Raw genomic sequence first — 22,817 nt, forward strand, 5'->3', positions numbered from 1 at the left:
CAGGAATCCAGCCTCTGAGGCATCGCTCGTCATTTCTGCCCAGTCAGGCTCAAATATTGCTTGCTGATAGCATCGCGGTAGGTTCGACATTTTGGCGCGACGTCACAATCTTCGGAACCAATGTTCAGTCCTATGGTTGTCCTTATGAACACAAGAAGGAGGACAACCATGCCGACCACACTTCCTGAAAGACCAGAGAATGCGCCACGGGGGCCACAAGGCACACCTGGTATTCCCGACCGCAAGCAGGATGGCGCGGTAAAACCGCCAATCCAGGATCAGGGCGACACCAAAAATCCGAATGATCCGGTGCCGAGCCCGCCTTTGCTGCCAATCGGTGACCCTGCCGGAATGGCCTGACAAATATCTTTGAATAGTCCCCGGCGCATTTTAAAGCGGCGGGGATTTCTTTGTATCCGTGGCCAGGCGATACTATCCCGTTCATGGCCGTCACCGACTGTCACATCCATCGATTCCCGGTCCGCTGATTTTCTGGCTCATCGTAACCATGCCGCAAGCTTTGCGTGAAATAAATGCCGCCGATCATGCATGGCTGAATCATAGCCCATGAGAGGAGGCACTGATGAGCGACAATGTCATAAAATTCAGAAAACCCGTACCGCCGAAGCAACCGCGCCCAGGATTGCGCAAACTGGTTGTCGCTCTTTGTGTTGTCGCAGCTTTTGCACTCGCCTGGGCGTATTTTGCGTTTATCCCACCCGGCGGGCTTTGAAGAAAGCCGCAGCTGCGCCGATCCTAGAATCGGCAGTTCAAACGATAGAATTGATGTGAAAGAATGGTGCCCCCGGCAGGATTCGAACCCGCGACCCCCTGATTACAAATCAGGTGCTCTACCAACTGAGCTACAAGGGCAGTGGCGTCTGACTACCAGATTTTTCCGCGCTGTAAAGAGGCTATGATGAAAAAGCGTGATGCAGGATGGCTCAAGCCGGATCTGGCTGGGTCTGGTTTTAAACTGCTACGCCTCCTCAAGGAGATCCATCGCGTTCCCCGTCCGCAACCCGGATTTCCAGGGTTTTAACAACGCGAAAAAACTTGGCGCAGGGCGAGTTTATCATGTACGAAGAAGGCCCTTTCCAACAGGTTTTTTCGCATGGCGCGTTCCTTCCGGTCGCTTTCTTTCGTCGCAACGAACACTCCGGAGGCGCTTGCATCCCGCGAAGAGCTGATTCGCACCTACGGATACACGCCACCCGAAGAGGCTGATGTGCTGGTCGTGCTGGGCGGCGATGGCTTCATGCTGCAAAACCTGCATGACACGATGAATTCTGGGCGGCTGATCTATGGCATGAACCGGGGCAGCGTCGGCTTCCTGATGAATGATTACCGGGTGGAAGACCTGCCGGAGCGAATCGCCATCGCTACCGAGAATGATTTTCATCCCCTGAAAATGACCGCGCTCAGCGAAGACGGCACGCAAACCGTCGCGCTTGCCATCAATGAGGTGTCGTTGCTGCGGCAATCCTATCAGGCGGCGAAACTGAGGGTGCTGATCGACGGCCAGGAGCGCCTTGATGAGCTGATCTGCGATGGGTTGATGGTGGCGACGCCGGTCGGCTCCACCGCCTATAATCTTTCTGCCCATGGCCCGATTCTGCCGCTTGATGCGCCTCTCCTGGCACTTACCCCCGTCTGCCCGTTTCGGCCCCGGCGCTGGCGTGGCGCCTTGCTTCCCGACCGGGTCACAGTGATGATCGAGGTGTTGGAGGAGCGAAAGCGACCGGTGAATGCCGTCGCCGACAATATCGAGGTCAAGTCGGTGCTCACCGTCCAGATCGAACAGGCCAAGGATATTACCGCGCGGATATTGTCAGATCCCGATCATTCCTGGTCGGAGCGAATCCTCGCCGAGCAATTTGCCAATTGAAACATATTGTGCAGCACAAAGGGCGTAAGCCGGAGTGAACCGATGCAGATGAAGGGACGCCTGGATTTTTCAGCATCCGCCACCGCTTTTGCCGTGGCACTGATGGTCTGCACCCTCCCCTTTTCGTTCACGAACACCGCCGCCTTGGCACAGGAAGCCGAAACGGTGCCGCCAGCCGTGACATTCCTGATCAGCGGTGGCTATTGGGAGGATCCCGGCACGGCAAACAGCACCGGCATCGTCAAAAGCCCTGGCGTCATCGACGCAAGTAAGGATGGGACACGGCGCGGCTATTACCGGCTCTACGCCCTGCGCCAGCCAGATCGCACCGCCAAGGTTTTCCTCAGCCAGATTTCCGTTACCGATCAAGGGCCACAGATTATCGACACCGTTGAATTGCAGGAAATCACCGATCTGCATCCCTATGTCACCGATATTCGCAGCGAAGATCCCTCCGGGGTTAATCGCGGCTTCGGCCTTTCGGCCACTGTCTATCTGAAGCAAGACGCCCGCTCGAACGATCCGGAGAGCTGGACGGTGGTTGTCGATGAATTCGGCGAAATCCAGGTCGAGCGTGAAAGCCACTGAGCGCAATCAGACCGCTCTGCTCCTTGGCCGGCTGTAATCATAGGCAATGGACTGCTTGAAACTGTCCAGCCTGCCGAGGATCAACTCGGCATACGCGCCCAGGGAAAGGCTTCTGTCTTCAACCCTCGTCAGGCCACGAGACACGGGGACCAGCAAGTCACCGGGTATGGTTCCACGCAAGGAGTGGATGGCCAGCGGATCAGCGCCTTGCGCACCCAATCCCGGTGCAAGAATGATCGAACGGGGCATAAATTGTCTGAGGCGGCGGCCTTCGGCGGGAACCGTAGCACCGATGACCGCCCCAATGGCACTGAGATCACCGTCCTCAATCGTGTCAGGCATAAAACCGCCGATCAGCCCCGCGAGCCGGTCCGAAATAAGCTGGTTGCCCGTCATTTTGTCCTGTAGCCAGCCTGCGCCCGGATTGGACGTGCGACAGAGGACGAACAGGCCTTTGCCATGCGCCTGCGCCGCCTCGACAAAGGGCGCAAGCGTGTCGGGTCCCATCAGCGGATTGACGGTCAGGCAATCTGCCTCGAAGTCACCGCTTCCCCCTTCAGCGCCAGGAACCAGATAAGCCCTCGCATAGGCTGACGCCGTTGCGCCGATATCGCCGCGCTTGGCATCGAGGATAACGCCAATGCCCGACGCCCGTGCTCGTGCCATGCCCATTGACAGAGCCTTCAAGCCTTTAAGGCCGCAAGCCTCGAAATAAGCCGACTGGAACTTGACGAAGCCGACATGCCCCGCGATCGTCTCGAGGAGGAAATCGACATAGTCTTCGATCCAGCATCCATCCTCATTCTCGAAAATCGCAGGCACATCGCCAAGCGATGGATCAATTCCAGCGACCAGACCACCATAGCGCTCGACATTGGCTTTGACGATTTCAGTCCATGTCGGCATAGGATGCTTTCCTTTTCTCACGATCCGACAATCATTATACAAAAAAACCGCCTGAACAGAAGCTCAGACGGTTTGCATTTCACTGCGTGCAAGAGGCGCGGCATAAGAATCGCCGAACATGGCCCGACATCAGTCGATATCGGACACCGTATCCGCGCTGCCGCTGATACGGTGGGCGAGAGCGGCCTCCATGAAGGGGCTGATGTCGCCGTTCAAGACGTCGTCGGGCGCTGTGCTTTCGACACCAGTGCGCAGATCCTTGACCAGCTGATAAGGCTGCAACACGTAGGAACGAATCTGGTGGCCCCAGCCGATATCGGTCTTGGAGGCAGCCTCGGCATTGGCCGCTTCCTCGCGTTTCTTCAGCTCGACTTCGTAGAGACGGGCGCGCAACATGTCCCAGGCCTTGGCCTTGTTCTTATGCTGCGACCGTTCCTGCTGGCAGGAGACCGCGATCCCACTTGGAATATGGGTGATACGCACTGCCGAGTCGGTGGTGTTGACGTGCTGGCCACCCGCACCGGAGGAGCGGTAGGTATCGATACGGCAATCGCTTTCGTTGATGTCGATCTGGATCGAATCATCCACCACCGGATAGACCCAGATGGAGGAAAACGATGTATGGCGCCGTGCATTGCTGTCATAAGGCGAAATGCGCACCAGGCGATGCACGCCCGATTCGGTCTTCATCCAGCCATAGGCATTATGGCCTTTGACCAGAATGGTCGCTGACTTGATGCCAGCTTCTTCGCCGTCATGCACTTCCAGCAATTCCACCTTGAAGCCACTGCGCTCGGCCCAGCGGGTATACATGCGCAACAGCATGTTGGCCCAGTCCTGGCTTTCCGTGCCGCCAGCCCCCGAATGCACTTCGACATAGGTGTCATTGCCATCAGCTTCACCCGACAGCATCGCTTCGACCTGCAATTTACCGGATTCGGCCTTGAGGGCTTTCAGGCCTTCCTCGGCCTCCTTGACGATGCTCTCGTCGCCCTCTTCCTCACCCATCTCGATCAGCTCGATATTGTCTTTCATCTGCTGTTCGAGACGGCGCACGCCGGCAATGCTGTCTTCCAGCTGCTGACGCTCGCGCATCAGCTTCTGGGCCTCGGCCGCGTCGTTCCAGAGGTTGGGGTCCTCTGCCTTGTTGTTCAACCAGTCCAGTCGTCTTACCGCCTGATCCCAGTCAAAGATGCCTCCTCAGCAGGCTTATGGCCTGCTTGATTTCGTCGACGACATTTTCGATTTCGTTGCGCATGGATCCTTTTCCGGAATCTTGTTTTTACGGTGTCCGGTCCATAATAGCCGATGCCCCGGAAGTAAAGTCCGGGGCATCGCTACAAGCTTGATCGTTCTGTTAAAACAGGCCGGGCGTTCCCGACTGAACGGCCTGATTGACCTGGGGAGAGCTTTTCATGATCTCATCCGGCTGCATATTGCTGTCCATGCCAATAACCGAGAGGCTGTCAGCTGGGCCGGTGCCGGGCTTGAACGCCTCGACAATCGTATCCGGATCACCCACGACCGCCGCCATGCCGGTCTTACGGTTGACGGCAATCATCTGCATACCGTCAGGCACCTTGAACTTGCTGGGCGGTGTGCCCTTCACTGCGGTCTGCATGAATTCATTAAATACAGGTGCTGACATCGAGCCCCCCGTCGCGCCCCGGCCCATCGGGGTCGGATTGTCGTAACCGATATAAACACCGGCGACGATATTCGGGGTGAAGCCGACGAACCATGTATCTTTGGCGTCGTTGGTGGTGCCGGTCTTGCCTGCCACGTCGCGGTCCAGTTTGATCTTGCCATAGGCCGTGCCGCGCTGGATGACTCCCTGCATCATCGAGGTGATCTGATAGGAGGTCATCGGATCAAGCACTTGCAACCGGTTATCGGCAAGCACCGGCTCATCCTGATTATGCCATTCGTCGGCATTGCAGCCTTCGCAAATCCGCTCTTCATGCTTGAAGATCGTCTTGCCGTAGCGATCCTGAATCCGGTCGATCAGAGTCGGCTTGATCTGCTTGCCGCCATTGGCGATCACCGCATAGGCGGAGACCATGCGCATGACAGTGGTTTCCCCTGCTCCGAGCGACATCGACAACACGGGTTGCATATGATCGTAAATGCCGAAGCGTTCGGCATATTCGGCCACGAGATTCATGCCCATGTCATTGGCCAGGCGCACCGTCATCAGATTGCGCGAATGCTCGATGGCAAACCGCAGCGTCGCCGGACCGATGGAACCGCCGCCATCGTTCTGCGGCCGCCAGACTTCGCCGCCGGACACAAATTCCACGGGCGCATCCAGCACCACGGAAGCTGGCGTATAGCCGCTATCCAGCGCCGCCGCATAAACAAAGGGCTTGAAGGACGACCCCGGCTGACGCATGGCCTGCGTCGCGCGGTTGAATTCCGACTGGGCATAGGAGAAACCGCCAACCAGCGCCAGAACGCGACCCGTATGCGGGTCCATGGCAACGAAACCACCCTGTACTTTCGGCGGCTGCCGCAGGCGATAATTGGTGGAGGTATCAGCGCCGATCTTCTCGGCATAAACCACGTCACCGGGCTGCAAGACACCGTCAGGCGATTTCGCCGTCTTGCGGTCGCCCCGTCCCGACCGATAGGCCCAATCCATTGCATCGGCCTTGATCGTGCCGGTCAGACGCTCCGGCACGACTTTGCCCGCGCCATCACGATCCGGTTTCAGGCCGATCTGTACCTCGGTCTTGGAGGTCGAAAGCACCACCGCGACTTCCCATTCAGGAACGTCGGCAAGACTTGCGACATCGGCCAGCGGCACGCCCCAGTCCGAACCCATTTCAATATGGGTGATCGGGCCGCGATAACCGCGCCGTTCGTCATAGCTCAGCAAACCATCCTGAAGCGCCTTGCGGGCGGCGACCTGTAGCTCCGGATCGAGCGAGGTGCGCACGGAAAGCCCGCCTTCATAAAGGGACTTGGTGCCGTATTTATCGATAATCTGACGGCGGACTTCTTCGGAGAAATAATCCGAGGCAAACACATTGCCGCCGCCGCGCCTCAGGTTGACGCCCAGATCTTCCTTCTTGGCGGTGTCGCCATCGGCCTGGCTGACGAAGCCGTTTTCCACCAGCCGGTCGATAACCCAATTGCGGCGCTCGATAGCGGCCTGGGTATGGCGATATGGATGGTAATTGGCCGGACCTTTAGGCAGAGAAGCAAGGTAAGCGGTTTCGGCAATGGTCAGTTCGGTGACCGGCTTGTCGAAATAGGTGAGTGCCGCCGCAGCGATACCATAGGAATTCAGGCCGAAGAAAATCTCGTTCAGATAAAGCTCAAGGATCTTGTCCTTGGAATAGGCCTGCTCGATGCGGAAGGAGAGAATGGCCTCCTTGATCTTGCGGTCCATGGTCTGGTCGGACGACAGAAGAAAATTCTTGGCGACCTGCTGGGTGATGGTCGAAGCGCCGACGGGACGGCGACCGGAGCCGAAATTCTGCAAGTTCACCAGGATGGCGCGGCCAAGACCCCAGATATCGACACCGGGATGAGTGTAGAAATTCTTGTCTTCCGCCGACAAGAAAGCCGCCTTCACACGATCGGGAATGGCCTGGATCGGCATGAACAGCCGCCGTTCATGGGCATATTCGGCAATCAGCGCGCCGTTACCGGCATGGACGCGGGTCATCACCGGCGGCGCATACCGGCTCAATACCTCGTAATCAGGTAGATCCTTGGTAATGGTCGTCAGATAGATGGCAGCAGCGGCTGCCGCGGCAAGCGCGGCAACGGAAGCCAATCCGAAGAGATATCCAATCAGTCTTATCATCGTGAAGCTACCGGCAATCGCTTTCGGTTCGCATACGCCTGTATGTCAAGCATCGCTTATATCGTGGCGTTTTGCATACGACGCCACCAATTACAAGTCGGGAGGCGTATTGAACACCACCGCCCGGGTGTTTCCTGGTGTTGTTGTGACAATGTGCGTAAAATAGGGCCTCGCCCCTGTTACACACAGCCATCGCGATCAACTTTCATGTTTCCGCATTATTCTTCGATAGGTCGGCACACGCAGAGGCATTCACAGTAAACACCGAGGCTTTGCCTTTAGAGCATTTCCAGCCAAAATGTATCGCGGTTTGGTGTCCCGAGCCTCAACCACCTTTGGCAAGAAGCGGCTGACGATATTTCTTCACCGCCTCGGCGATCAGTTTCACCACTTTGACGCGCCAGGCCGGATCGAGCAAGAGCTTCTCGTCCTCCTTGTTGGACAGAAACCCCAATTCGAGCAGCACGGACGGCACATCCTGGGCCTGCAACACTCGGAAGCCGGCAAAGCGATGCGGATTGTTGATCAGGTTGATCTGCCCGTCGAACGACGTCACCACCGATTTGGCCATAGCGATGGAAAAGGCCTGGGTCTCGCGCCGGGTGAGATCAGCCAGGATATCGGAGACTTCCTGCGGTTCGGCGCTCGCATCCACACCGCCAACCTCGTCCGATTGGTTTTCACGCGCCGCCGCCGCTTCGGCGAGATGGTCGGATGCCTTATCGGAAATGGTATAAACGGTCGCGCCGCGAATATTGGCCTGGCCCAGCATATCGGCATGCAGCGAAATAAACAGGTTTGCGCCCTTCTGCCGCGCAAGCGTCACGCGCTGCGACAGAGACAGGAACGTATCGCCATCGCGGGTCAGGAAGGCCTTGACGCCCTTTTGCCTGTTAAGCTCGACAGCCAGCGCCCGGGCAAAGCCCAGTGTCACGGTTTTTTCCGGCGTATTGGTGGTCTTGCCTGTGGCCCCGGTATCGATACCGCCATGGCCGGCATCGACGGCAATCAGAAACTCGCCATCCGGCGCCGGCGCCGCCTGTTCTATGCGCGGGCTCTTGACATTGCTGTAGGCATCGGCCTCCCAGGCCTGGGAGGCGACCAGTTTGGAAAATGTGTCATTATCGGTCATCTCCGCATCGAGAATCAGTCGAAATCCCTGCCCCTCGTCATTTTTACGAATGTCGGTGAGGACGAGTTTGGCAGGCCGCGCCGTGGTCAGCACGATACGCGAATGGGTAGCGTCGATGGAGCCGAAACGGATATCACGAAACAGGCCACGGGCCACCAGTGCCTCGGCTGGAAAGCCAAAGACGGTGGCTGGAAGATCGACGACGATGCGATCAGGATTGCCGATATAGCGCACGGTCGTTTCCGGCTTCTGGTCGAAATCCATGACGATACGGGTGCGGGCATCGTCACCGGCGATACGGGCTGCAAACGCGGCGAGACGATCCGCCGAAAAGGCGTTTGCAGGCGCCAAGCCCGCGATAATACAGGCCAATAGCCACAGGATCGCCACGCCAGGCCGCTTGCCTTGCCTCATGCTGACCATCGCTGAACGCACCATCCGTCCATGCCGTGACACCATATCGATCACGCTTTGAAAGTCCCGATCATTCACACCCATCCTCCAACCCTGACCAAACGAACGACCCGATTGGCAACTGGAAATTACAACCATCGGCGGCACAGGATGCGATCCTAACCATAAACCGGAGCGCGCATACCGACTATCCATCATTCCTCATCGCCGCGCGCAAGTGCAACAATTCTAATCTATTGGTCTTATCAATATTATGGCAGGGCAGGCTTTGCCGCTTGCCAATGTGACACAGACGACATACAACAGAAATAAGGGTTAAAATTGTCGACGGGATAGAGTCATCCGACGGCTGCCAACCAAAACGGACCTGGCGCCATTTGTCTGATTTTTCATCCGCCGCCAAGGCATTTTTGTCCCGAAACTGAATCGTCCAGCTGGAATCTCCGGCAAAATAACAGGGCGGGAAACCGCCAAACGCTCTTTTGAGCATTCATTGGGCCTTATCAAGAGGCCTTTGTCATTGTCGCTTTTGTTTTGGTATTTGATGTCGTTGCAGCAGCCTTTGTCCAATGTTGTCCGCCTTGGGGCCTTTGATGCCCTGAACGCTGACGGACTGCTGCCAGGAAAGATACCGCAGACGAGAGCACCGATATCCGGCGCATCGCTCACGAGATCAGCCCCGCTTGGCACCAGGCCTGCGGCATTGCTCGCCACCGGTCGCGCCGAGGAGCAGAGCTTACATGGCAGACAAAATGCTAATCGATGCGTCTCACGAAGAAGAGACGCGCGTCGTAGTTGTTCGCGGTAACAGGATCGAAGAATTCGATTTTGAATCCCAGCATAAGAAACAGATCCGCGGCAACATCTATCTGGCCAAAGTCACACGGGTCGAGCCTTCCTTGCAGGCCGCCTTCGTCGATTACGGCGGCAATCGCCACGGCTTCCTGGCTTTTGCAGAAATCCATCCCGATTATTATCAGATTCCGCTTGCCGACCGTCAGGCCCTTTTGAAGGCCGAAGCCGAAGAGCATGGCCGTCACGACGACGGCGATTTCGAGCCGGTGCGCAGCAGAGATCCCGGCGAACGCGACCAGCCAGTGATTGCCGATCCGGCTGAATTCGCCAATGAAGCCGAAGAAGTCGCTGGTCTCGCCGTCAACCAGGCGGATGACGATCACGCGCAAACCACAGCCGAGCAGCCGGCAGATGCGCCGCAAGCCGAGGCGTCCCAGACTGACGCAGTGCAGGCCGACGCAGTACCGGCTGAGCCGCAAGCGGACGAGGCAGCCCCCGAGGCCGCAGCAAAGCCCAAGGCACGCCGTCCGCGCAAACCCCGCAAGAAGGCAGGCGATGTTGAAGCCAGCGCCGATGAAGCCTCCGCAGAACCGGTCGCCGTCGAAAGCGACGAGACACCGGACGACGGATCGAGCAATGGCAGCATGGCCGCCATGGTTGACACGGACTCCATCTCTGAAGAAACCGATAGCCGCCATCGTCATGACGATGACGACGACGATGATGATGACGGCGAGAAGGAAGAAATCGAATCCGTTGGTGCCGAAGACGCCATGGAAGAGGTTCCCGACCGGGTGCGCCGCACGCCGCGCAAGCAATATCGCATCCAGGAAGTTATCAAGCGCCGCCAGATCCTGCTGGTGCAGGTCGCCAAGGAAGAACGCGGCAACAAGGGTGCTGCGCTAACCACCTACCTGTCTCTGGCAGGCCGCTATTCTGTTCTGATGCCGAATACCGCGCGCGGCGGTGGCATTTCCCGCAAGATCACCAACCCCGCCGACCGCAAGCGGTTGAAGGAAGTGGCCCGCGATCTGGAAGTGCCGCTGGGCATGGGCGTTATCCTGCGCACCGCAGGTGCCAATCGCACCAAGGTCGAGGTCAAGCGCGATTTCGAATATCTGATGCGTCTCTGGGAAAACGTTCGCACTCTGACGCTGAACTCCACCGCACCTTGCCTCGTCTATGAGGAAGGCTCACTGATCAAGCGCTCGATCCGCGACCTTTACAACAAGGATATCAGCGAGATCGTGGTGTCAGGCGAAGAAGGCTATCGTGAAGCGAAAGACTTCATGAAAATGCTGATGCCGAGCCACGCCAAAGTGGTTCAGCCCTACCGCGATATTCACCCGATCTTCTCGCGCTCCGGCATCGAGGCGCAGTTGGACCGGATGTTGCAGCCGCAGGTGACGCTGAAGTCCGGTGGTTATATTATCATCAACCAGACCGAAGCACTGGTGTCCATCGATGTGAACTCGGGTCGTTCGACCCGCGAATATTCCATCGAAGACACCGCCCTGCAAACCAATCTGGAAGCAGCGGAAGAAGTGGCCCGCCAGTTGCGCCTGCGCGACCTTGCAGGTCTGATCGTCATCGACTTCATCGACATGGAAGAGAAGCGCAACAACCGCTCCGTCGAGAAGAAGCTGAAGGATTGCCTGAAAAACGACCGCGCCCGTATTCAGGTCGGACGTATTTCGCATTTCGGTCTGCTGGAAATGTCGCGTCAGCGCATTCGCGCCAGCGTGTTGGAATCGACCACCCAGGTCTGCCAGCATTGCTCCGGCACAGGCCTGATCCGTTCGCAGTCCTCCGTTGCCCTGCATGTGCTGCGCGGCGTCGAGGAATATCTGCTGAAAAGCACCACGCACGACATTACCGTGCGTACCCTGCCGGAAACGGCGCTTTACCTGCTCAACCACAAGCGCGGCTCGATTGTCGATTATGAAAACCGCTTCGGCGTGTCGATCATCATCGACTCGGATGCCAGCGTCGGTCACCAGCATTTCGCCATCGACAAGGGCGAGCCGGTTGCCAATCCCGTCCGCATCGAAAGCTTGCTGCCGCTGATCAGTGAGCCGGAAGAGGACGATCCGATCATCGAGATCGAGGAAGAGGATGACGAGGACGTCGTTGAGGCTCCAGTTCAGGCACAGCCCGCATCAAGTGGCAATGCGGCAGCAAACGCCGCCGAAGACGGCAACCGCAAGCGCAAGCGCCGCCGCCGCCGCCGTGGCAAGAATGGCAATGGCCATGCCGATGGACAGCAGAATGCTGCCGGCAGTGACGAAGGCGACGATGACAGCGAAGGCGATGACGACGCCGAAGATACGTCAGAAGACCGCGATGATAGTGTCGAGGCCTCTGACGCGTCTGAAGACGGCAACAGCGAAAGCCAGCGCCGCAAGCGCCGCCGTCGCGGCAAACGCGGTGGGCGTCGCGGTCGCGATGAAAATGGCGTCAGCGCCGATACCGAAGGCAATGACACTGCTGAAGATGACGACTCTGCTGAAGAGTCGGCGGAAGCCGACACCGATCAGGTTGTCGCCGTTGTTGCAGCTCCGTCCGAAGCAGTCGCCGACAGTGTTGAGGTCAATGTCCCAGCGACAGAAGCCGTGAAAGCTGATGAGCCAGTGGCTGCCAAGCCACGCCGGGCTCGCAAGCCGAAAGCGTCAGCCAAAACTGAAGCCGCCGACAGCGTGGAAACGGTAACGGAACCTGCTGCCGTGCCTGAGGCTGTGGTTGTCGAAGCACCGGCTGCTGCTGCCGAGCCTGTGGCCACCTCCCCGGTCTCGGAAGAGCCGGTAGCAACGGCACCTGTTCAGGACGTCTCTGCGCCAAACCCTGCATCTGAATCCACAAGCGAGCCAGAGGCCGTAAGCGATGCCAGTGCTGAAAAGCCGGTGCGCGCCAATCGGTCGTCCAATGTCAGCACATCCGAACCGGTCGTCACCTCGGTGACCAATGGCGACGAAGCTCCGAAGCCCAAGAAGGGCGGATGGTGGCAGAAGCGTGGCTTCCTCTAGGAGGGACTTGCGTTTCAAACATTCAAAAACGGCCACGCCCCTAGCGTGGCCGTTTTCGTTTAATAGCAAGCGTTCATGAGCCTTACGGTCTGTGAAACGGCGTGATCAACCGAAATCTGGCGCCGACACCGATGATGGCCTCATGCGGTTCATGACCAGCGTCGGTCTGCCCATATAGGTCACCTCACCCTTACGAATATAACCGCTTTTCTCCGCAACCCGGATCGACGCCTGGTGCTGTGGATCGAAAAGGCAGACCGTTTCTTCATGGGCAAAATGCCGATCACCCCAGCCAAGCGCGGCGGCGACGGCTTCGGTGGCAATGCCCCGGCCATGGGCATCGGCAATCAGCACCCAGCCAATTTCCGGCACCTCGTCCAAGGGCGGGGTGATATCGCGCTTGTAATTGGCAAAGCCGACTTCGCCGAGATAATCTCCGCTGGTCCGGTCTTCGACAACCCAATAGCCGAAAGATAGTGCCTGCCAATGGCCGATATAGCGCAGCAGTCGCGACCAGCTGTCGGAGCGGCTCGATGGCTTCCCGCTGATATAGCGCACCACTCTCTCGTCCGCCCACATCCGGGCAGATGCCTCGAAATCCTCAAGGCAATGGCCGCGCAATCGCAGCCTTTCGGTTTCAAGAACAGGCACGCGCGACACCATTGGCTCATCCGGCATTTGGCATCCCCTGCTGCTTCTGAAGTGATCCTGACAAACAGAATCAATCCTTTCACAGATTGATTCAAGAGCTTGCGACATTGAGTCTGAAATCGACCTCAAGCCATTGAAATCTCGGAAAATTCACGCAAGCCAGTTGGCGATGCGGTCGGTGGCATCGGTCAGCTCGGCCAGTGTTCCCGCATAGGAAATCCGCAAGGCCCGATGACCTTCCAACGGGTCGAAATCCAGACCAGGCGTTGCCGCCACATGGGTTTGCGCCAGCAATCTGCGGGCAAATTCCATGCTGTCATTGGTGAAGCGGCTGACATCGACATAGGCATAGAAGGCGCCATCCATGGGAGACAGCAGCGGCATGCCCAGCGCCGGCAGTCGAGCCTGGAGAAAATCACGATTGGCGCGGCAACCGGCCCGGTACTCTTCCAATTCATCGCCTGCCTCAAGCGCAGCCATGGCGGCAATCTGCGATAATTCGGGTGCCGAAATATAGAGGCTCTGGGCGACGCATTCCACGCCACGCACCAATGCGGGGGGCAGGACCATCCAGCCGATCCGCCAACCGGTCATCCGATAATATTTGGAGAAGGAATTGATGACGACGGCGTCAGGCGCAAATTCCACCGCGCTCGCTTCCTCCACGCCATAGGTCAGGCCGTGATAGATCTCGTCGGAGATGAAGCTGACGCCGTTGTCATCGCACCACAGCGCCAGACGCTGTAACGCAGCCCGGCCTGTGACCGTGCCGGTGGGATTGGCGGGGCTGGCCAGAAGCACGCCTTTCAATCGCACGCCAGCCGCCCTCGCTGCACGCTCCAGGCTGTCCGGTGTCAGGGTATATTCCGTTTCCGGACCGACCGGCACTTCAATCACCACCAGTCCCAGCGCCTTCAGGATGTTGCGATAGGCGGGATAGCCGGGCCGGGCGATGGCAACGGCGTCCCCGGCCTCAAACAGCGTCAGGAATGCCAGGTTGAAACCCGCCGACGAGCCGGTCGTCACCATGATCCGCTCCGCCGCGACCTCCGTGCCGTGGCGACGACGGTAATAATCGGCAAGCCCCTGACGCAGGTCGGCACGGCCGAGAGCGTCGGTATAGCCGATCTGGCCCGCCCGCAAAGCCACTTCCGCCGCCCGGATCGCCCGCTCGGGCGCTGGCGCGCCAGGCTGGCCGACTGCCAGAGAAATCACCTTATGGCCTGCGGCCTTCAACCGGTTGGCCTCGGCCAGAATATCCATGGCGTGAAACGGTTCGACGGCACTGCGGGTGGAAAGCATAACCAAGATGGATCTCTTTCTATTCTATAGGAGGCTGAAACAGAAATGCGCCTGACATTTGCCGCATTGCGCACCCTATCACAATGGTGAGAGCCATGCCGGAATGTGTTTTCCCGCTTTTCCCGGCCATTGAATTGGTTACGGTCGCACTTCCAATTCGAGGTGGACTGACCGTGAAAATAACCGGATAGACTGGACCGCCAGCGCTATGGGTGACACAAAGCCGGAGGACCGCCAGAGCGGATAAGCATGCAGCCTGAAATAATGGCCGAAGACGGTGGTCAAACGCGATGGCCAAACATGAGGAATGACATGAAGATACGATTTTTTCGCACTGCCGTTTTGGCAACGCTCATTGCCTCAACCGGCCTTGGCGCTCCGGCTTACGCGCTGGATGACAAGCAGAAGCAAGAAATCGGCGACTTCATCAAGGAATATCTGATCGCCCATCCGGAAATTATGCTGGATGTGCAGGACGCCTTGCAAAAGAAGCAGGATGCTGCCCGTGCCAGCCAGGCCTCCAGCGGCATTGAACGCAACAAGGCGGAGATCTTCAATTCGAAGGATGATATCGTCCTTGGCAATCCGAAGGGCGATGTGACCATCGTCGAGTTCTTCGACTATAATTGTGGCTATTGCCGACACGCACTGGCCGACATGGATACCATCCTGAAGACCGATAAGAATGTGCGGTTCGTCTTGAAGGAATTCCCGATTCTTGGGCCAGATTCGGTCGCCGCACACCGCGTTGCGGACGCATTCCGCAAGCTGGCACCGGAAAAATACAGCGACTTCCACCATGCCCTGCTTGGCAGTGAAGGTCGCGCCACGCAGGAAAGCGCCATCGATGCGGGTGTGATGCTGGGGGTTTCGGAAGCAGCCCTTCGTAAGGAAATGACTGACAGCCCCAATGACACATCCGTCAAAAAGGTCTATCAACTGGCTCAGGACCTGGGCATCAACGGCACACCCGCCTATGTGATCGGCAATGAACTGGTTTCTGGTGCCATCGGTGCCGATGCTCTCCAGGAGAAGCTGACGAATGTTCGCACCTGCGGCAAATCAACCTGCTGAATCCACCAGATAGTCGCGATATCCAGCTGATTTTACAGTGAAGCCATAGGGAGAAAAGCGCAAAGGGCTTTTCCTTCAACGGATGCCGGTTTATAGGAGGCAGTCGAAAACGCGACGGAACAGCAATGAGCAGAACAATTTTCGTGCTGAACGGCCCCAATCTGAATGCGCTTGGCAAGCGGGAGCCCGGGATTTACGGCGGCAAGACATTGGCCGACATCGAAGCGGATTGCGTTCGGTTTGGTGAGCAGCTCGGCATTGCCATAGACTGCCGTCAGAGCAATCATGAGGGCGATCTGGTGGATTGGCTGCATGAAGCGGGCGATAAAGCTGTCGGTGTCGCGCTCAATGCCGGTGCCTATACGCATACATCGATCGCACTGCATGACGCCATGCGGGCGATTGCTGTTCCGGTCGTTGAAGTTCATATTTCGAATGTCCACGCGCGGGAAGAATTCCGCCACACCTCGATGATAGCGCCCGCCGCCAAGGGAGTTATTTGCGGCTTCGGACCGCATTCCTACCTCCTGGCGCTGCAAGCGCTTGATAACCTCACACGATAGAACAAGAAATTCAGGGACAACCTCCATGGCAGAGAAGAAAACCGGCATCGATCAGGCGCTTATCCGCGAGCTGGCGAATATCTTGAACGAAACCGATCTGAGCGAGATCGAAGTGGAACAGGATGCGCTGAGAATTCGCGTTTCCCGTGCCGCGCCGCAAATGGTTGCTCCGCAGATGATGGCAATGCCGCAGATGCAGTATGGCGCGCCTTATGGTGCCCCGGCACCTGCCGCGGCGCCTGCTCCGGTCCCGGTAGCGGCTCCTGCTGCCCGCGATCTGTCCAAAGCCGTAACGGCTCCCATGGTCGGCACGGTCTATATGTCCCCCGCCCCCGGTTCAAAGCCCTTCATCGAAGTCGGCTCGACGGTCAAGGAAGGCCAGACGCTGCTGATCATCGAAGCCATGAAGACCATGAACCAGATCCCTTCGCCTCGTTCCGGCAAGGTCGTCGAAATCCTCATCGACGATGCAAGCCCGGTCGAATATGGCGAAGCCATGGTCATCATCGAGTAAGCCGATGCCAGTCATCTCAAAAATACTCATCGCCAATCGCGGCGAAATCGCCCTTCGCGTCCTGCGCGCCTGCAAGGAGCTTGGCATTGCCTCCGTTGCCGTGCATTCCACAGCAGATGCCGACGCCATGCATGTGCGGCTGGCTGACGAAAGCGTCTGCATCGGCCCACCGCCCTCGCGTGACAGCTATCTGAACATTCACCAGATCGTTGCCGCCTGCGAAATCACCGGGGCAGACGCTGTCCATCCCGGCTACGGCTTCCTCTCGGAAAATTCCAAGTTTGCCGATATTCTCGATGCCCATGGCATTACCTTCATCGGACCGACCGCCGATCATATCAGGCTGATGGGCGATAAGATTACCGCCAAGGAAACCGCTAAATCCCTCGGCATTCCCGTGGTTCCGGGTTCCGCCGGCGAAGTGAAGCCGGAAACAGCGCTGGAGATCGCCCGTGAAATCGGCTTTCCGGTGCTGATCAAGGCAACGGCAGGCGGCGGCGGACGCGGGATGAAAGTCGCTAACACCGAAGCAGAGCTGGAAGAAGCCGTTTCCACAGCCCGTTCGGAAGCCGCTGCTGCTTTCGGTAACGACGCCGTTTATATGGAAAAATATCTCGGTACGCCCCGGCATATCGAAATCCAGGTATTCGGCGATGGTGAAGGCAATGCCATTCATCTGGGCGAACGCGATTGCTCGCTTCAGCGCCGTCACCAGAAGGTTTGGGAAGAGGCCAATTCGCCTGCCCTCACCCAGGAACAGCGGATGAAGATCGGCCAGATCTGCGCCGACGCCATGAAGAAGCTGAAATATCGCGGCGCTGGCACGATCGAGTTCCTCTATGAAAACGGTGAGTTCTATTTCATTGAAATGAACACCCGTTTGCAGGTGGAGCATCCAGTGACGGAAGCCATTACCGGCATCGACCTGGTCTATGAACAGATCCGCGTTGCATCGGGCGCTGGGCTTTCCGTAACGCAGGAAGAAGTGGAATTCCGTGGCCATGCCATCGAATGCCGCATCAATGCCGAAGACCCGCGCACCTTCACGCCGTCTCCGGGCACCATCACCCATTTCCACGCTCCTGGTGGTCTTGGGGTGCGGGTGGATTCCGGCGCCTATGCTGGCTACAAGATCCCGCCTTACTATGACAGCCTGATCGGCAAGCTGATCGTGCATGGTCGCACCCGCGAAGAATGCATGATGCGCCTGCGCCGGGTTCTCGATGAATTTGTCATTGACGGGATCAAGACGACCCTGCCATTGTTCCAGGATCTGATCAACAATCCGGATATTGCCAAGGGCGATTACGACATCCATTGGCTGGAGCACTATCTGGCCAAGACGTCCACGAAATAAGGACAAAGAATGGGGCGACGCAGCAGCAAGGATAGAAGTATAACGCCCGATATCCTGTTGCGCGCCTATTCCATCGGCCTGTTTCCCATGGCCGAATCCAGCGACGACCCGGAACTGTTCTGGGTCGAGCCGGACCTGCGGGGCATCATTCCCCTCGACAGCTTTCACTATTCCAAAAGCCTCGCCAAGATTATCCGGCAAAAGCCGTTTGATATCCGCTTCGATACGGCTTTTGCAGCGGTTCTGGACAAATGCGCCGAGCCCGCACCGGACCGGCCCAGCACCTGGATCAACCAGACAATCCGCGATCTATACACAGCCCTGTTTCAGATGGGCCACGCCCATAGCGTCGAAGCCTTTGAAGGTGATGAGCTGGTCGGCGGCCTTTACGGCGTGTCCCTGGGGGCGGCCTTCTTCGGCGAAAGCATGTTTTCCCGCCGTTCCAACGCATCGAAAATCTGTCTTGTGCATCTGGTCGAAAGGCTACGGGCGCAGGGTTTCGTGCTTCTCGACACCCAGTTTACCACCGAGCATCTGAAAACCTTCGGGGCGATAGATGTGGCGAAAGACGAGTACAGCAAGATGCTGGAAGAGGCCGTAACTATGGCCAATGTGCCGTTTTTATTGCCGGAAGAAATAAGTCCGTAACAAACAGCTTTCCAACATACAGCTCTGGGCTTATTTCGCCGGTTTCGGCACGTCGGAGGTCTGCTTGCAATCCTTCAGCCAGACATCGTAGATCGGGTGCTCAATGGCGTTCAGCGCCGGGCTATCGGCAAACATCCAGCCTGAAAAGATCTGGCGAATGCGACGGTCCAGGGTGATTTCGTCGACCTGCACGAAGGCGTCGACATGCTGCGCCTCGGTTTCATCGCGGGAGTAACAGGCCTTGGGCGTCACCTGCAAGGCGCCGAACTGGACTGTCTCATTGAGATAGACATCGAATTCGGTAATTCGTCCGGTGATCTTGTCCAATCCCGAAAAAACCGCGACGGCGTTGGAAATGCGGGCGGCATCGGCTGGAACAGTGGCCATTATCGAGAACGCTACGGTGAGGCTGGTTGCTGCCAGAACCGCTCTCAACACCCTTTTCGTCTGTTTCACAGATCGTATTCCTGTCGTTTCCGGCCGTCGTCGCTCAGATGGGCCAATTTTCAAATGCGCCAGCAGTCGGACCGGCGGTCCGTATTGCAGACACGTCCACCCTATGCGCAAAAACAAATATCAGCAGGAAAACGCTGACAAACCCATGTACCGGAAATTTGTGGCCAAAACCGGAAGAGCGCATAACGCGTTAACACCGTCATGCGCTCACAAAATCTCTGTTAGTTGCCGGGCGTCCAGGCGTCATAGTCACCGGTCACGCGCGGACGAGCACCGGTTGCAGCAATCGAGCCCTGCGGACGATAGGCTTTGGCGGTGCCGGTCAGGTTCGCCTCATGCGGCTTTTCCCATTCCTTCGGCACGTAATTGTCCTTGGTGGGCGGGACATCGGTGCGGTGATGCATCCAGCCATGCCAGCCGGGCGGAATGGCAGAGGCGTCAGCATAGCCGTTGTAAATCACCCAGCGACGTTGCAAGCCGAAGCTGCTCATGCCGCCTTCATAGTAGACATTGCCCGCTTCGTCTTCGCCAACGCGCTTGCCTTCACGCCAGGTGAAGAAACGGGTTCCGACGGTCTGGCCACTCCACCAGGTGAAAATCTGCAACAAAAGCTGCTTCATGTCTTTTCCTCGGCTCCGCCACGGTCCGGCGGCTTTCAATGATGATCTGCTTATGACGCCTTGACGGTCGCTTGTCCAGAGATTCGGGTCAAAGCCCTGTTCATTTCAGTTTGAACTTGAAGCCAAAATGGCTCTTGCTAAAGCCCAACCGCTCGTAAAATCGATGCGCGTCGAGCCTCACTGCGTTCGAAGACAACTGCACCAGGCGTAGACCTTCAGCCCTTGCCCGTTCCAGGCAGAATTCGATCATTTGCGCACCAATCCCCTGCCCTCGGCAATCGGCCCGTGTTTGCACGGCCTCGACGATCATCGAAGAGGAACCGCGCCCGGTGAGGGTCGTGGTGACCATGGTCTGGAAGGTGCCAACCACCGCGCCATCACGCTCCGCAACATACAGAACTTCGTTGCTAGACTCGGCGATGCGCCGAAAGGCTGCAAGATAGTCCGGCAGGGCATCGGGGTCTGTGGTATCGCCGTGGCCACCAAGATCGTCAGCGGCAAATAGCGCAACAATGGCGACAATATCATTTTCTTGCGCCGGACGAATAATCAAGGGGAGCATGATGATCCTGAAGGTTTCGGGCTGACAGCTATAAATGCCCTAGTGCACTGACGCATTCACTTCGTTCATGCTTTCGTGCACTCATTTTTTGTTTATGCATCGATTTTTCCAAACTCGGCTGAAGCGCCCGTTTGGATCGATGCACTAGAATGGCCCGGATAAAACATTGACCAGCGGCTTTTCCATGACCAGGCCTTCAATGCCGCTACCCGCCACCCCGCAGTTCTGGGTGCGATCGACCTCCACAAAGCCGTGAGTGGTGTAAAAAGCCACTGCACCTGTATTCTTCGGCTCCACGTCCAGACGCAGGATCTCGGCGTCCGGGAAGCAGGTTTCCAGTTCGGCCAGAATGTCTGTGCCAATGCCCTGGCGGTGAAAGCTGGGATGGACGTACAGCTGATGCAGAATGGCAGTCTTGGCCATATTATCAGCCATGGCGGCAAAACCCATCCCACCAAGGCGCTTGCCATCGTCAGCCACCAGAAATTCGCCGCCTTTTTTCGCCAGCCGCGCCTTCAACGCGGCAGCCGAATGCCAAGTATCGATAATTTTCTGCACCTTGGCCACGCCATAGATGCCGTCATAGGTGGCATGCCAGGTTTCCGACAGCAGCACCCGCACCTTTTCCAGATCCCGGTCATTGGCGGTGCGGATGAAGAACATCGGACTTTACTCCTCCAGGCCGAGTTTGGCCTTGACCAGCGCCTGCACCGCCTGTGGATTGGCTTTGCCACCGGTCGCCTTCATAACCTGACCGACAAACCAGCCGGCCAGCGTCGGCTTGGCCAGCACCTTGGCAACCTGATCGGGATTGGCGGCGATGATTTCATCCACAGCCTTTTCGATGGCGCCGGTGTCGGTCACCTGTTTCATGCCACGGCTCTCAACAATATCGGCCGGGTCACCGCCTTCGTTGAAGACGATTTCAAACAGGTCCTTGGCGATCTTGCCGGAAATGGTTTCCGCCTTGATCAGGTCGATAATGCCGCCGAGCTGGGCAGGCGAAACCGGAGTCTCTTCAATGCCTTTGCCTGCTTTGTTCAAGGCACCCAGCAAGTCGTTGATAACCCAGTTGGCGGCAATCTTGCCGTCGCGACCCGCAGCCACGGCTTCGTAATAATCGGCAATCGCCTTTTCAGACACCAGCACCGAAGCATCATAGACGGAAAGGCCCAGGGAGGCGACAAAACGCGCCTTCTTGTCGTCTGGCAATTCCGGCAGATCCTTCTTCAAGGCCTGCACGAAGGCATCGTCGAATTCCAGCGGCAACAGGTCGGGATCGGGGAAATAACGATAATCATGCGCATCCTCCTTGGAGCGCATCGAGCGGGTCTCGCCCTTGCCCGGATCAAACAGCCGGGTTTCCTGATCAATCGAGCCGCCATCCTCCAGAATAGCGATCTGGCGACGAGCCTCATATTCGATGGCCTGACCGATGAAGCGGATGGAGTTGACGTTCTTGATTTCGCAGCGCGTGCCGAATTCACCGCCCGGCTTACGCACGGAGACATTGACGTCGGCGCGCATCGAGCCTTCGTCCATATTCCCGTCGCAGGTGCCGAGATAGCGCACGATCGAGCGCAGCTTGGTCATATAGGCCTTGGCTTCGTCAGATGAGCGCATGTCGGGCTTGGAGACGATTTCCATCAGCGCCACGCCGGAGCGGTTCAGATCGACATAGGACATGGTCGGATGCTGGTCATGCATCGACTTGCCGGCATCCTGTTCCAGATGCAGCCGCTCGATGCCGATTTCGATATCCTCGAAATTCCCCTGGCGATCCGGCCCGAGCGAAATGATGATCTTGCCTTCGCCGACAATCGGGTCTTTGAACTGCGAGATCTGGTAGCCCTGCGGCAGGTCGGGATAGAAATAGTTCTTGCGGTCGAAAATCGAGCGCTTGTTGATTTTCGCCTTCAGGCCAAGCCCGGTGCGCACCGCCTGGCGAACGCATTCTTCGTTGATAACAGGCAGCATACCGGGCATGGCCGCATCGACCAGCGACACATTGTCGTTCGGCGCATTGCCAAATGTGGTCGAGGCCCCGGAAAACAGCTTGGACTGGCTCAACACCTGGGCATGAACTTCCATGCCGATAACGATTTCCCAATCGCCGGTCGCGCCGGGAATCAGGCGTTTCGGGTCGGGGGTGCGCGTATCGACAAGGGTCATGACATGCTCTTTTCAGACCAATTCCGGCAAAAACACGAGAGGTTTCGCCTGAGGAATTGCACAAACAGAAAGAAGCCGGAGCGGTCGGCAATCGGGAAAAAACAGCAATGCTCCGACAGGTGATTTTCACCTTCCCGGTTAGAACAAATGCGCGGAACGCGCAAGACGAAGCAGCACTCTCAGCCGTCAAGGAACGGCCTGGCGCCACTGAAAATAGCTGATGACGTGGCAAAATTAGCGATTGCTCGCAAAATGCGGGGCAAAGCAGTCTCAACAGCCTTTCAAGGCGGATGACGCGCCGTGGAAAACAGGCTATGGGGGCGGCGGAGAACAGCCCT

At 57.6% G+C, this 22,817-nt stretch carries 21 protein-coding genes and 1 tRNA gene; 10 read left to right on the forward strand and 12 right to left on the reverse strand.

Going from position 1 to position 22,817, the window contains the following annotated elements:
- The first annotated feature begins 168 nt into the window (after nt 1–168).
- Nucleotides 169–360 carry a hypothetical protein gene (locus tag H1Y61_RS12630; protein WP_174110589.1) on the forward strand — a complete coding sequence of 64 codons (192 nt, stop codon included), beginning with the start codon at nt 169–171 and terminating at the stop codon, nt 358–360.
- Nucleotides 361–583: 223 nt separating this feature from the next.
- Complete coding sequence (locus H1Y61_RS12635; RefSeq protein WP_180572798.1) at nt 584–733, forward strand: hypothetical protein; 150 nt, start codon at nt 584–586, stop codon at nt 731–733.
- Nucleotides 734–797: 64 nt separating this feature from the next.
- Here the strand turns inward: H1Y61_RS12635 and H1Y61_RS12640 are convergent.
- Nucleotides 798–873 (reverse strand) — tRNA-Thr (locus H1Y61_RS12640).
- 241 nt (nt 874–1,114) lie between these two features.
- On the opposite strand from H1Y61_RS12640, the gene H1Y61_RS12645 reads away from it, so the two are divergent.
- Together H1Y61_RS12645 and H1Y61_RS12650 are read left to right on the forward strand one after the other, a co-directional pair.
- Complete coding sequence (locus H1Y61_RS12645; RefSeq protein WP_041696464.1) at nt 1,115–1,888, forward strand: NAD kinase; 774 nt, start codon at nt 1,115–1,117, stop codon at nt 1,886–1,888.
- A 42-nt stretch (nt 1,889–1,930) separates the two neighbouring features.
- On the forward strand, nt 1,931–2,476 hold the full coding sequence (locus tag H1Y61_RS12650) for a hypothetical protein (protein WP_235680719.1): 546 nt from the start codon (nt 1,931–1,933) through the stop codon (nt 2,474–2,476).
- Nucleotides 2,477–2,482: 6 nt separating this feature from the next.
- Here H1Y61_RS12650 and pyrF read toward each other — a convergent pair whose 3' ends face one another.
- The 4 genes from pyrF to H1Y61_RS12670 all read right to left on the reverse strand — a co-directional run bounded on the left by pyrF (nt 2,483) and on the right by H1Y61_RS12670 (nt 8,766).
- Nucleotides 2,483–3,382, reverse strand: a complete 900-nt coding sequence (gene pyrF, locus H1Y61_RS12655) for an orotidine-5'-phosphate decarboxylase (protein ID WP_180572799.1) — start codon at nt 3,380–3,382, stop codon at nt 2,483–2,485.
- A gap of 129 nt (nt 3,383–3,511) precedes the next feature.
- A protein-coding gene (gene prfB / locus H1Y61_RS12660) for a peptide chain release factor 2 (protein WP_174110585.1) occupies nt 3,512–4,640 on the reverse strand; the annotation gives its coding sequence in 2 pieces (ribosomal slippage) (nt 3,512–4,570 and nt 4,572–4,640; 1,128 coding nt in all).
- Between the two features lie 99 nt (nt 4,641–4,739).
- Entirely contained in the window at nt 4,740–7,196 is a 2,457-nt protein-coding gene (locus tag H1Y61_RS12665) for a penicillin-binding protein 1A (RefSeq protein ID WP_180572800.1), read from the reverse strand.
- Between the two features lie 325 nt (nt 7,197–7,521).
- Nucleotides 7,522–8,766, reverse strand: coding sequence for an N-acetylmuramoyl-L-alanine amidase (locus tag H1Y61_RS12670; RefSeq protein WP_409363981.1), 1,245 nt, complete (start codon nt 8,764–8,766; stop codon nt 7,522–7,524).
- Nucleotides 8,767–9,482: 716 nt separating this feature from the next.
- Here H1Y61_RS12670 and H1Y61_RS12675 point away from each other — a divergent pair.
- The gene (locus H1Y61_RS12675; RefSeq protein WP_180572802.1) at nt 9,483–12,560 is read left to right on the forward strand and encodes an Rne/Rng family ribonuclease; all 3,078 of its coding nucleotides are present in this window, start codon (nt 9,483–9,485) and stop codon (nt 12,558–12,560) included.
- Nucleotides 12,561–12,665: 105 nt separating this feature from the next.
- Here H1Y61_RS12675 and H1Y61_RS12680 read toward each other — a convergent pair whose 3' ends face one another.
- Both H1Y61_RS12680 and H1Y61_RS12685 read right to left on the reverse strand, forming a co-directional pair.
- The gene (locus H1Y61_RS12680) at nt 12,666–13,238 is read right to left on the reverse strand and encodes a GNAT family N-acetyltransferase (RefSeq protein WP_180572803.1); all 573 of its coding nucleotides are present in this window, start codon (nt 13,236–13,238) and stop codon (nt 12,666–12,668) included.
- 123 nt (nt 13,239–13,361) lie between these two features.
- A complete protein-coding gene (locus H1Y61_RS12685; RefSeq protein ID WP_180572804.1) occupies nt 13,362–14,519 on the reverse strand; it encodes a pyridoxal phosphate-dependent aminotransferase in 1,158 nt (385 codons plus the stop codon).
- Between the two features lie 312 nt (nt 14,520–14,831).
- On the opposite strand from H1Y61_RS12685, the gene H1Y61_RS12690 reads away from it, so the two are divergent.
- The 5 genes from H1Y61_RS12690 (at nt 14,832) to aat (ending at nt 18,669) form a co-directional block, all read left to right on the forward strand.
- Entirely contained in the window at nt 14,832–15,587 is a 756-nt protein-coding gene (locus tag H1Y61_RS12690; protein ID WP_409363982.1) for a DsbA family protein, read from the forward strand.
- A gap of 125 nt (nt 15,588–15,712) precedes the next feature.
- Entirely contained in the window at nt 15,713–16,150 is a 438-nt protein-coding gene (gene aroQ / locus H1Y61_RS12695; protein ID WP_180572806.1) for a type II 3-dehydroquinate dehydratase, read from the forward strand.
- 25 nt (nt 16,151–16,175) lie between these two features.
- On the forward strand, nt 16,176–16,664 hold the full coding sequence (gene accB / locus H1Y61_RS12700) for an acetyl-CoA carboxylase biotin carboxyl carrier protein (protein WP_180572807.1): 489 nt from the start codon (nt 16,176–16,178) through the stop codon (nt 16,662–16,664).
- 4 nt (nt 16,665–16,668) lie between these two features.
- Nucleotides 16,669–18,021, forward strand: a complete 1,353-nt coding sequence (accC, locus tag H1Y61_RS12705; RefSeq protein WP_015915706.1) for an acetyl-CoA carboxylase biotin carboxylase subunit — start codon at nt 16,669–16,671, stop codon at nt 18,019–18,021.
- Between the two features lie 9 nt (nt 18,022–18,030).
- Nucleotides 18,031–18,669, forward strand: coding sequence for a leucyl/phenylalanyl-tRNA--protein transferase (aat, locus tag H1Y61_RS12710; protein WP_015915705.1), 639 nt, complete (start codon nt 18,031–18,033; stop codon nt 18,667–18,669).
- A gap of 30 nt (nt 18,670–18,699) precedes the next feature.
- Here aat and H1Y61_RS12715 read toward each other — a convergent pair whose 3' ends face one another.
- The 5 genes from H1Y61_RS12715 to gatB all read right to left on the reverse strand — a co-directional run bounded on the left by H1Y61_RS12715 (nt 18,700) and on the right by gatB (nt 22,479).
- Nucleotides 18,700–19,056, reverse strand: coding sequence for a DUF2155 domain-containing protein (locus H1Y61_RS12715; RefSeq protein ID WP_409363983.1), 357 nt, complete (start codon nt 19,054–19,056; stop codon nt 18,700–18,702).
- Between the two features lie 290 nt (nt 19,057–19,346).
- Nucleotides 19,347–19,745, reverse strand: coding sequence for an NADH:ubiquinone oxidoreductase subunit NDUFA12 (locus tag H1Y61_RS12720; RefSeq protein WP_156597678.1), 399 nt, complete (start codon nt 19,743–19,745; stop codon nt 19,347–19,349).
- 100 nt (nt 19,746–19,845) lie between these two features.
- Nucleotides 19,846–20,307, reverse strand: coding sequence for a GNAT family N-acetyltransferase (locus H1Y61_RS12725; protein ID WP_180572808.1), 462 nt, complete (start codon nt 20,305–20,307; stop codon nt 19,846–19,848).
- Nucleotides 20,308–20,451: 144 nt separating this feature from the next.
- On the reverse strand, nt 20,452–20,970 hold the full coding sequence (locus H1Y61_RS12730) for a GNAT family N-acetyltransferase (protein WP_156553493.1): 519 nt from the start codon (nt 20,968–20,970) through the stop codon (nt 20,452–20,454).
- Between the two features lie 6 nt (nt 20,971–20,976).
- Nucleotides 20,977–22,479 (reverse strand): Asp-tRNA(Asn)/Glu-tRNA(Gln) amidotransferase subunit GatB, encoded by a 1,503-nt coding sequence (gene gatB / locus H1Y61_RS12735; protein WP_015915700.1) that lies wholly within the window; start codon nt 22,477–22,479, stop codon nt 20,977–20,979.
- Between the last annotated feature and the right edge of the window lie 338 nt (nt 22,480–22,817).

Origin of the sequence: Agrobacterium vitis (assembly GCF_013426735.1) — a bacterium.
GTDB lineage: Bacteria > Pseudomonadota > Alphaproteobacteria > Rhizobiales > Rhizobiaceae > Allorhizobium > Allorhizobium vitis_D.

Bases quoted from the DNA above. Each gene is read 5' to 3' on its own strand.
- accC (WP_015915706.1), top strand. From the start codon at position 16,669: ATGCCAGTCATCTCAAAAATACTCATCGCCAATCGCGGCGAAATCGCC.
- H1Y61_RS12725 (WP_180572808.1), bottom strand. From the start codon at position 20,307: ATGCTCCCCTTGATTATTCGTCCGGCGCAAGAAAATGATATTGTCGCC.
- H1Y61_RS12665 (WP_180572800.1), bottom strand. From the start codon at position 7,196: ATGATAAGACTGATTGGATATCTCTTCGGATTGGCTTCCGTTGCCGCG.
- pyrF (WP_180572799.1), bottom strand. From the start codon at position 3,382: ATGCCGACATGGACTGAAATCGTCAAAGCCAATGTCGAGCGCTATGGT.
- H1Y61_RS12670 (WP_409363981.1), bottom strand. From the start codon at position 8,766: ATGGTGCGTTCAGCGATGGTCAGCATGAGGCAAGGCAAGCGGCCTGGC.
- H1Y61_RS12715 (WP_409363983.1), bottom strand. From the start codon at position 19,056: ATGGCCACTGTTCCAGCCGATGCCGCCCGCATTTCCAACGCCGTCGCG.
- H1Y61_RS12650 (WP_235680719.1), top strand. From the start codon at position 1,931: ATGCAGATGAAGGGACGCCTGGATTTTTCAGCATCCGCCACCGCTTTT.
- H1Y61_RS12680 (WP_180572803.1), bottom strand. From the start codon at position 13,238: ATGCCGGATGAGCCAATGGTGTCGCGCGTGCCTGTTCTTGAAACCGAA.
- aat (WP_015915705.1), top strand. From the start codon at position 18,031: ATGGGGCGACGCAGCAGCAAGGATAGAAGTATAACGCCCGATATCCTG.
- H1Y61_RS12645 (WP_041696464.1), top strand. From the start codon at position 1,115: ATGGCGCGTTCCTTCCGGTCGCTTTCTTTCGTCGCAACGAACACTCCG.
- aroQ (WP_180572806.1), top strand. From the start codon at position 15,713: ATGAGCAGAACAATTTTCGTGCTGAACGGCCCCAATCTGAATGCGCTT.
- gatB (WP_015915700.1), bottom strand. From the start codon at position 22,479: ATGACCCTTGTCGATACGCGCACCCCCGACCCGAAACGCCTGATTCCC.
- H1Y61_RS12675 (WP_180572802.1), top strand. From the start codon at position 9,483: ATGGCAGACAAAATGCTAATCGATGCGTCTCACGAAGAAGAGACGCGC.
- H1Y61_RS12730 (WP_156553493.1), bottom strand. From the start codon at position 20,970: ATGTTCTTCATCCGCACCGCCAATGACCGGGATCTGGAAAAGGTGCGG.
- H1Y61_RS12720 (WP_156597678.1), bottom strand. From the start codon at position 19,745: ATGAAGCAGCTTTTGTTGCAGATTTTCACCTGGTGGAGTGGCCAGACC.
- H1Y61_RS12630 (WP_174110589.1), top strand. From the start codon at position 169: ATGCCGACCACACTTCCTGAAAGACCAGAGAATGCGCCACGGGGGCCA.
- accB (WP_180572807.1), top strand. From the start codon at position 16,176: ATGGCAGAGAAGAAAACCGGCATCGATCAGGCGCTTATCCGCGAGCTG.
- H1Y61_RS12635 (WP_180572798.1), top strand. From the start codon at position 584: ATGAGCGACAATGTCATAAAATTCAGAAAACCCGTACCGCCGAAGCAA.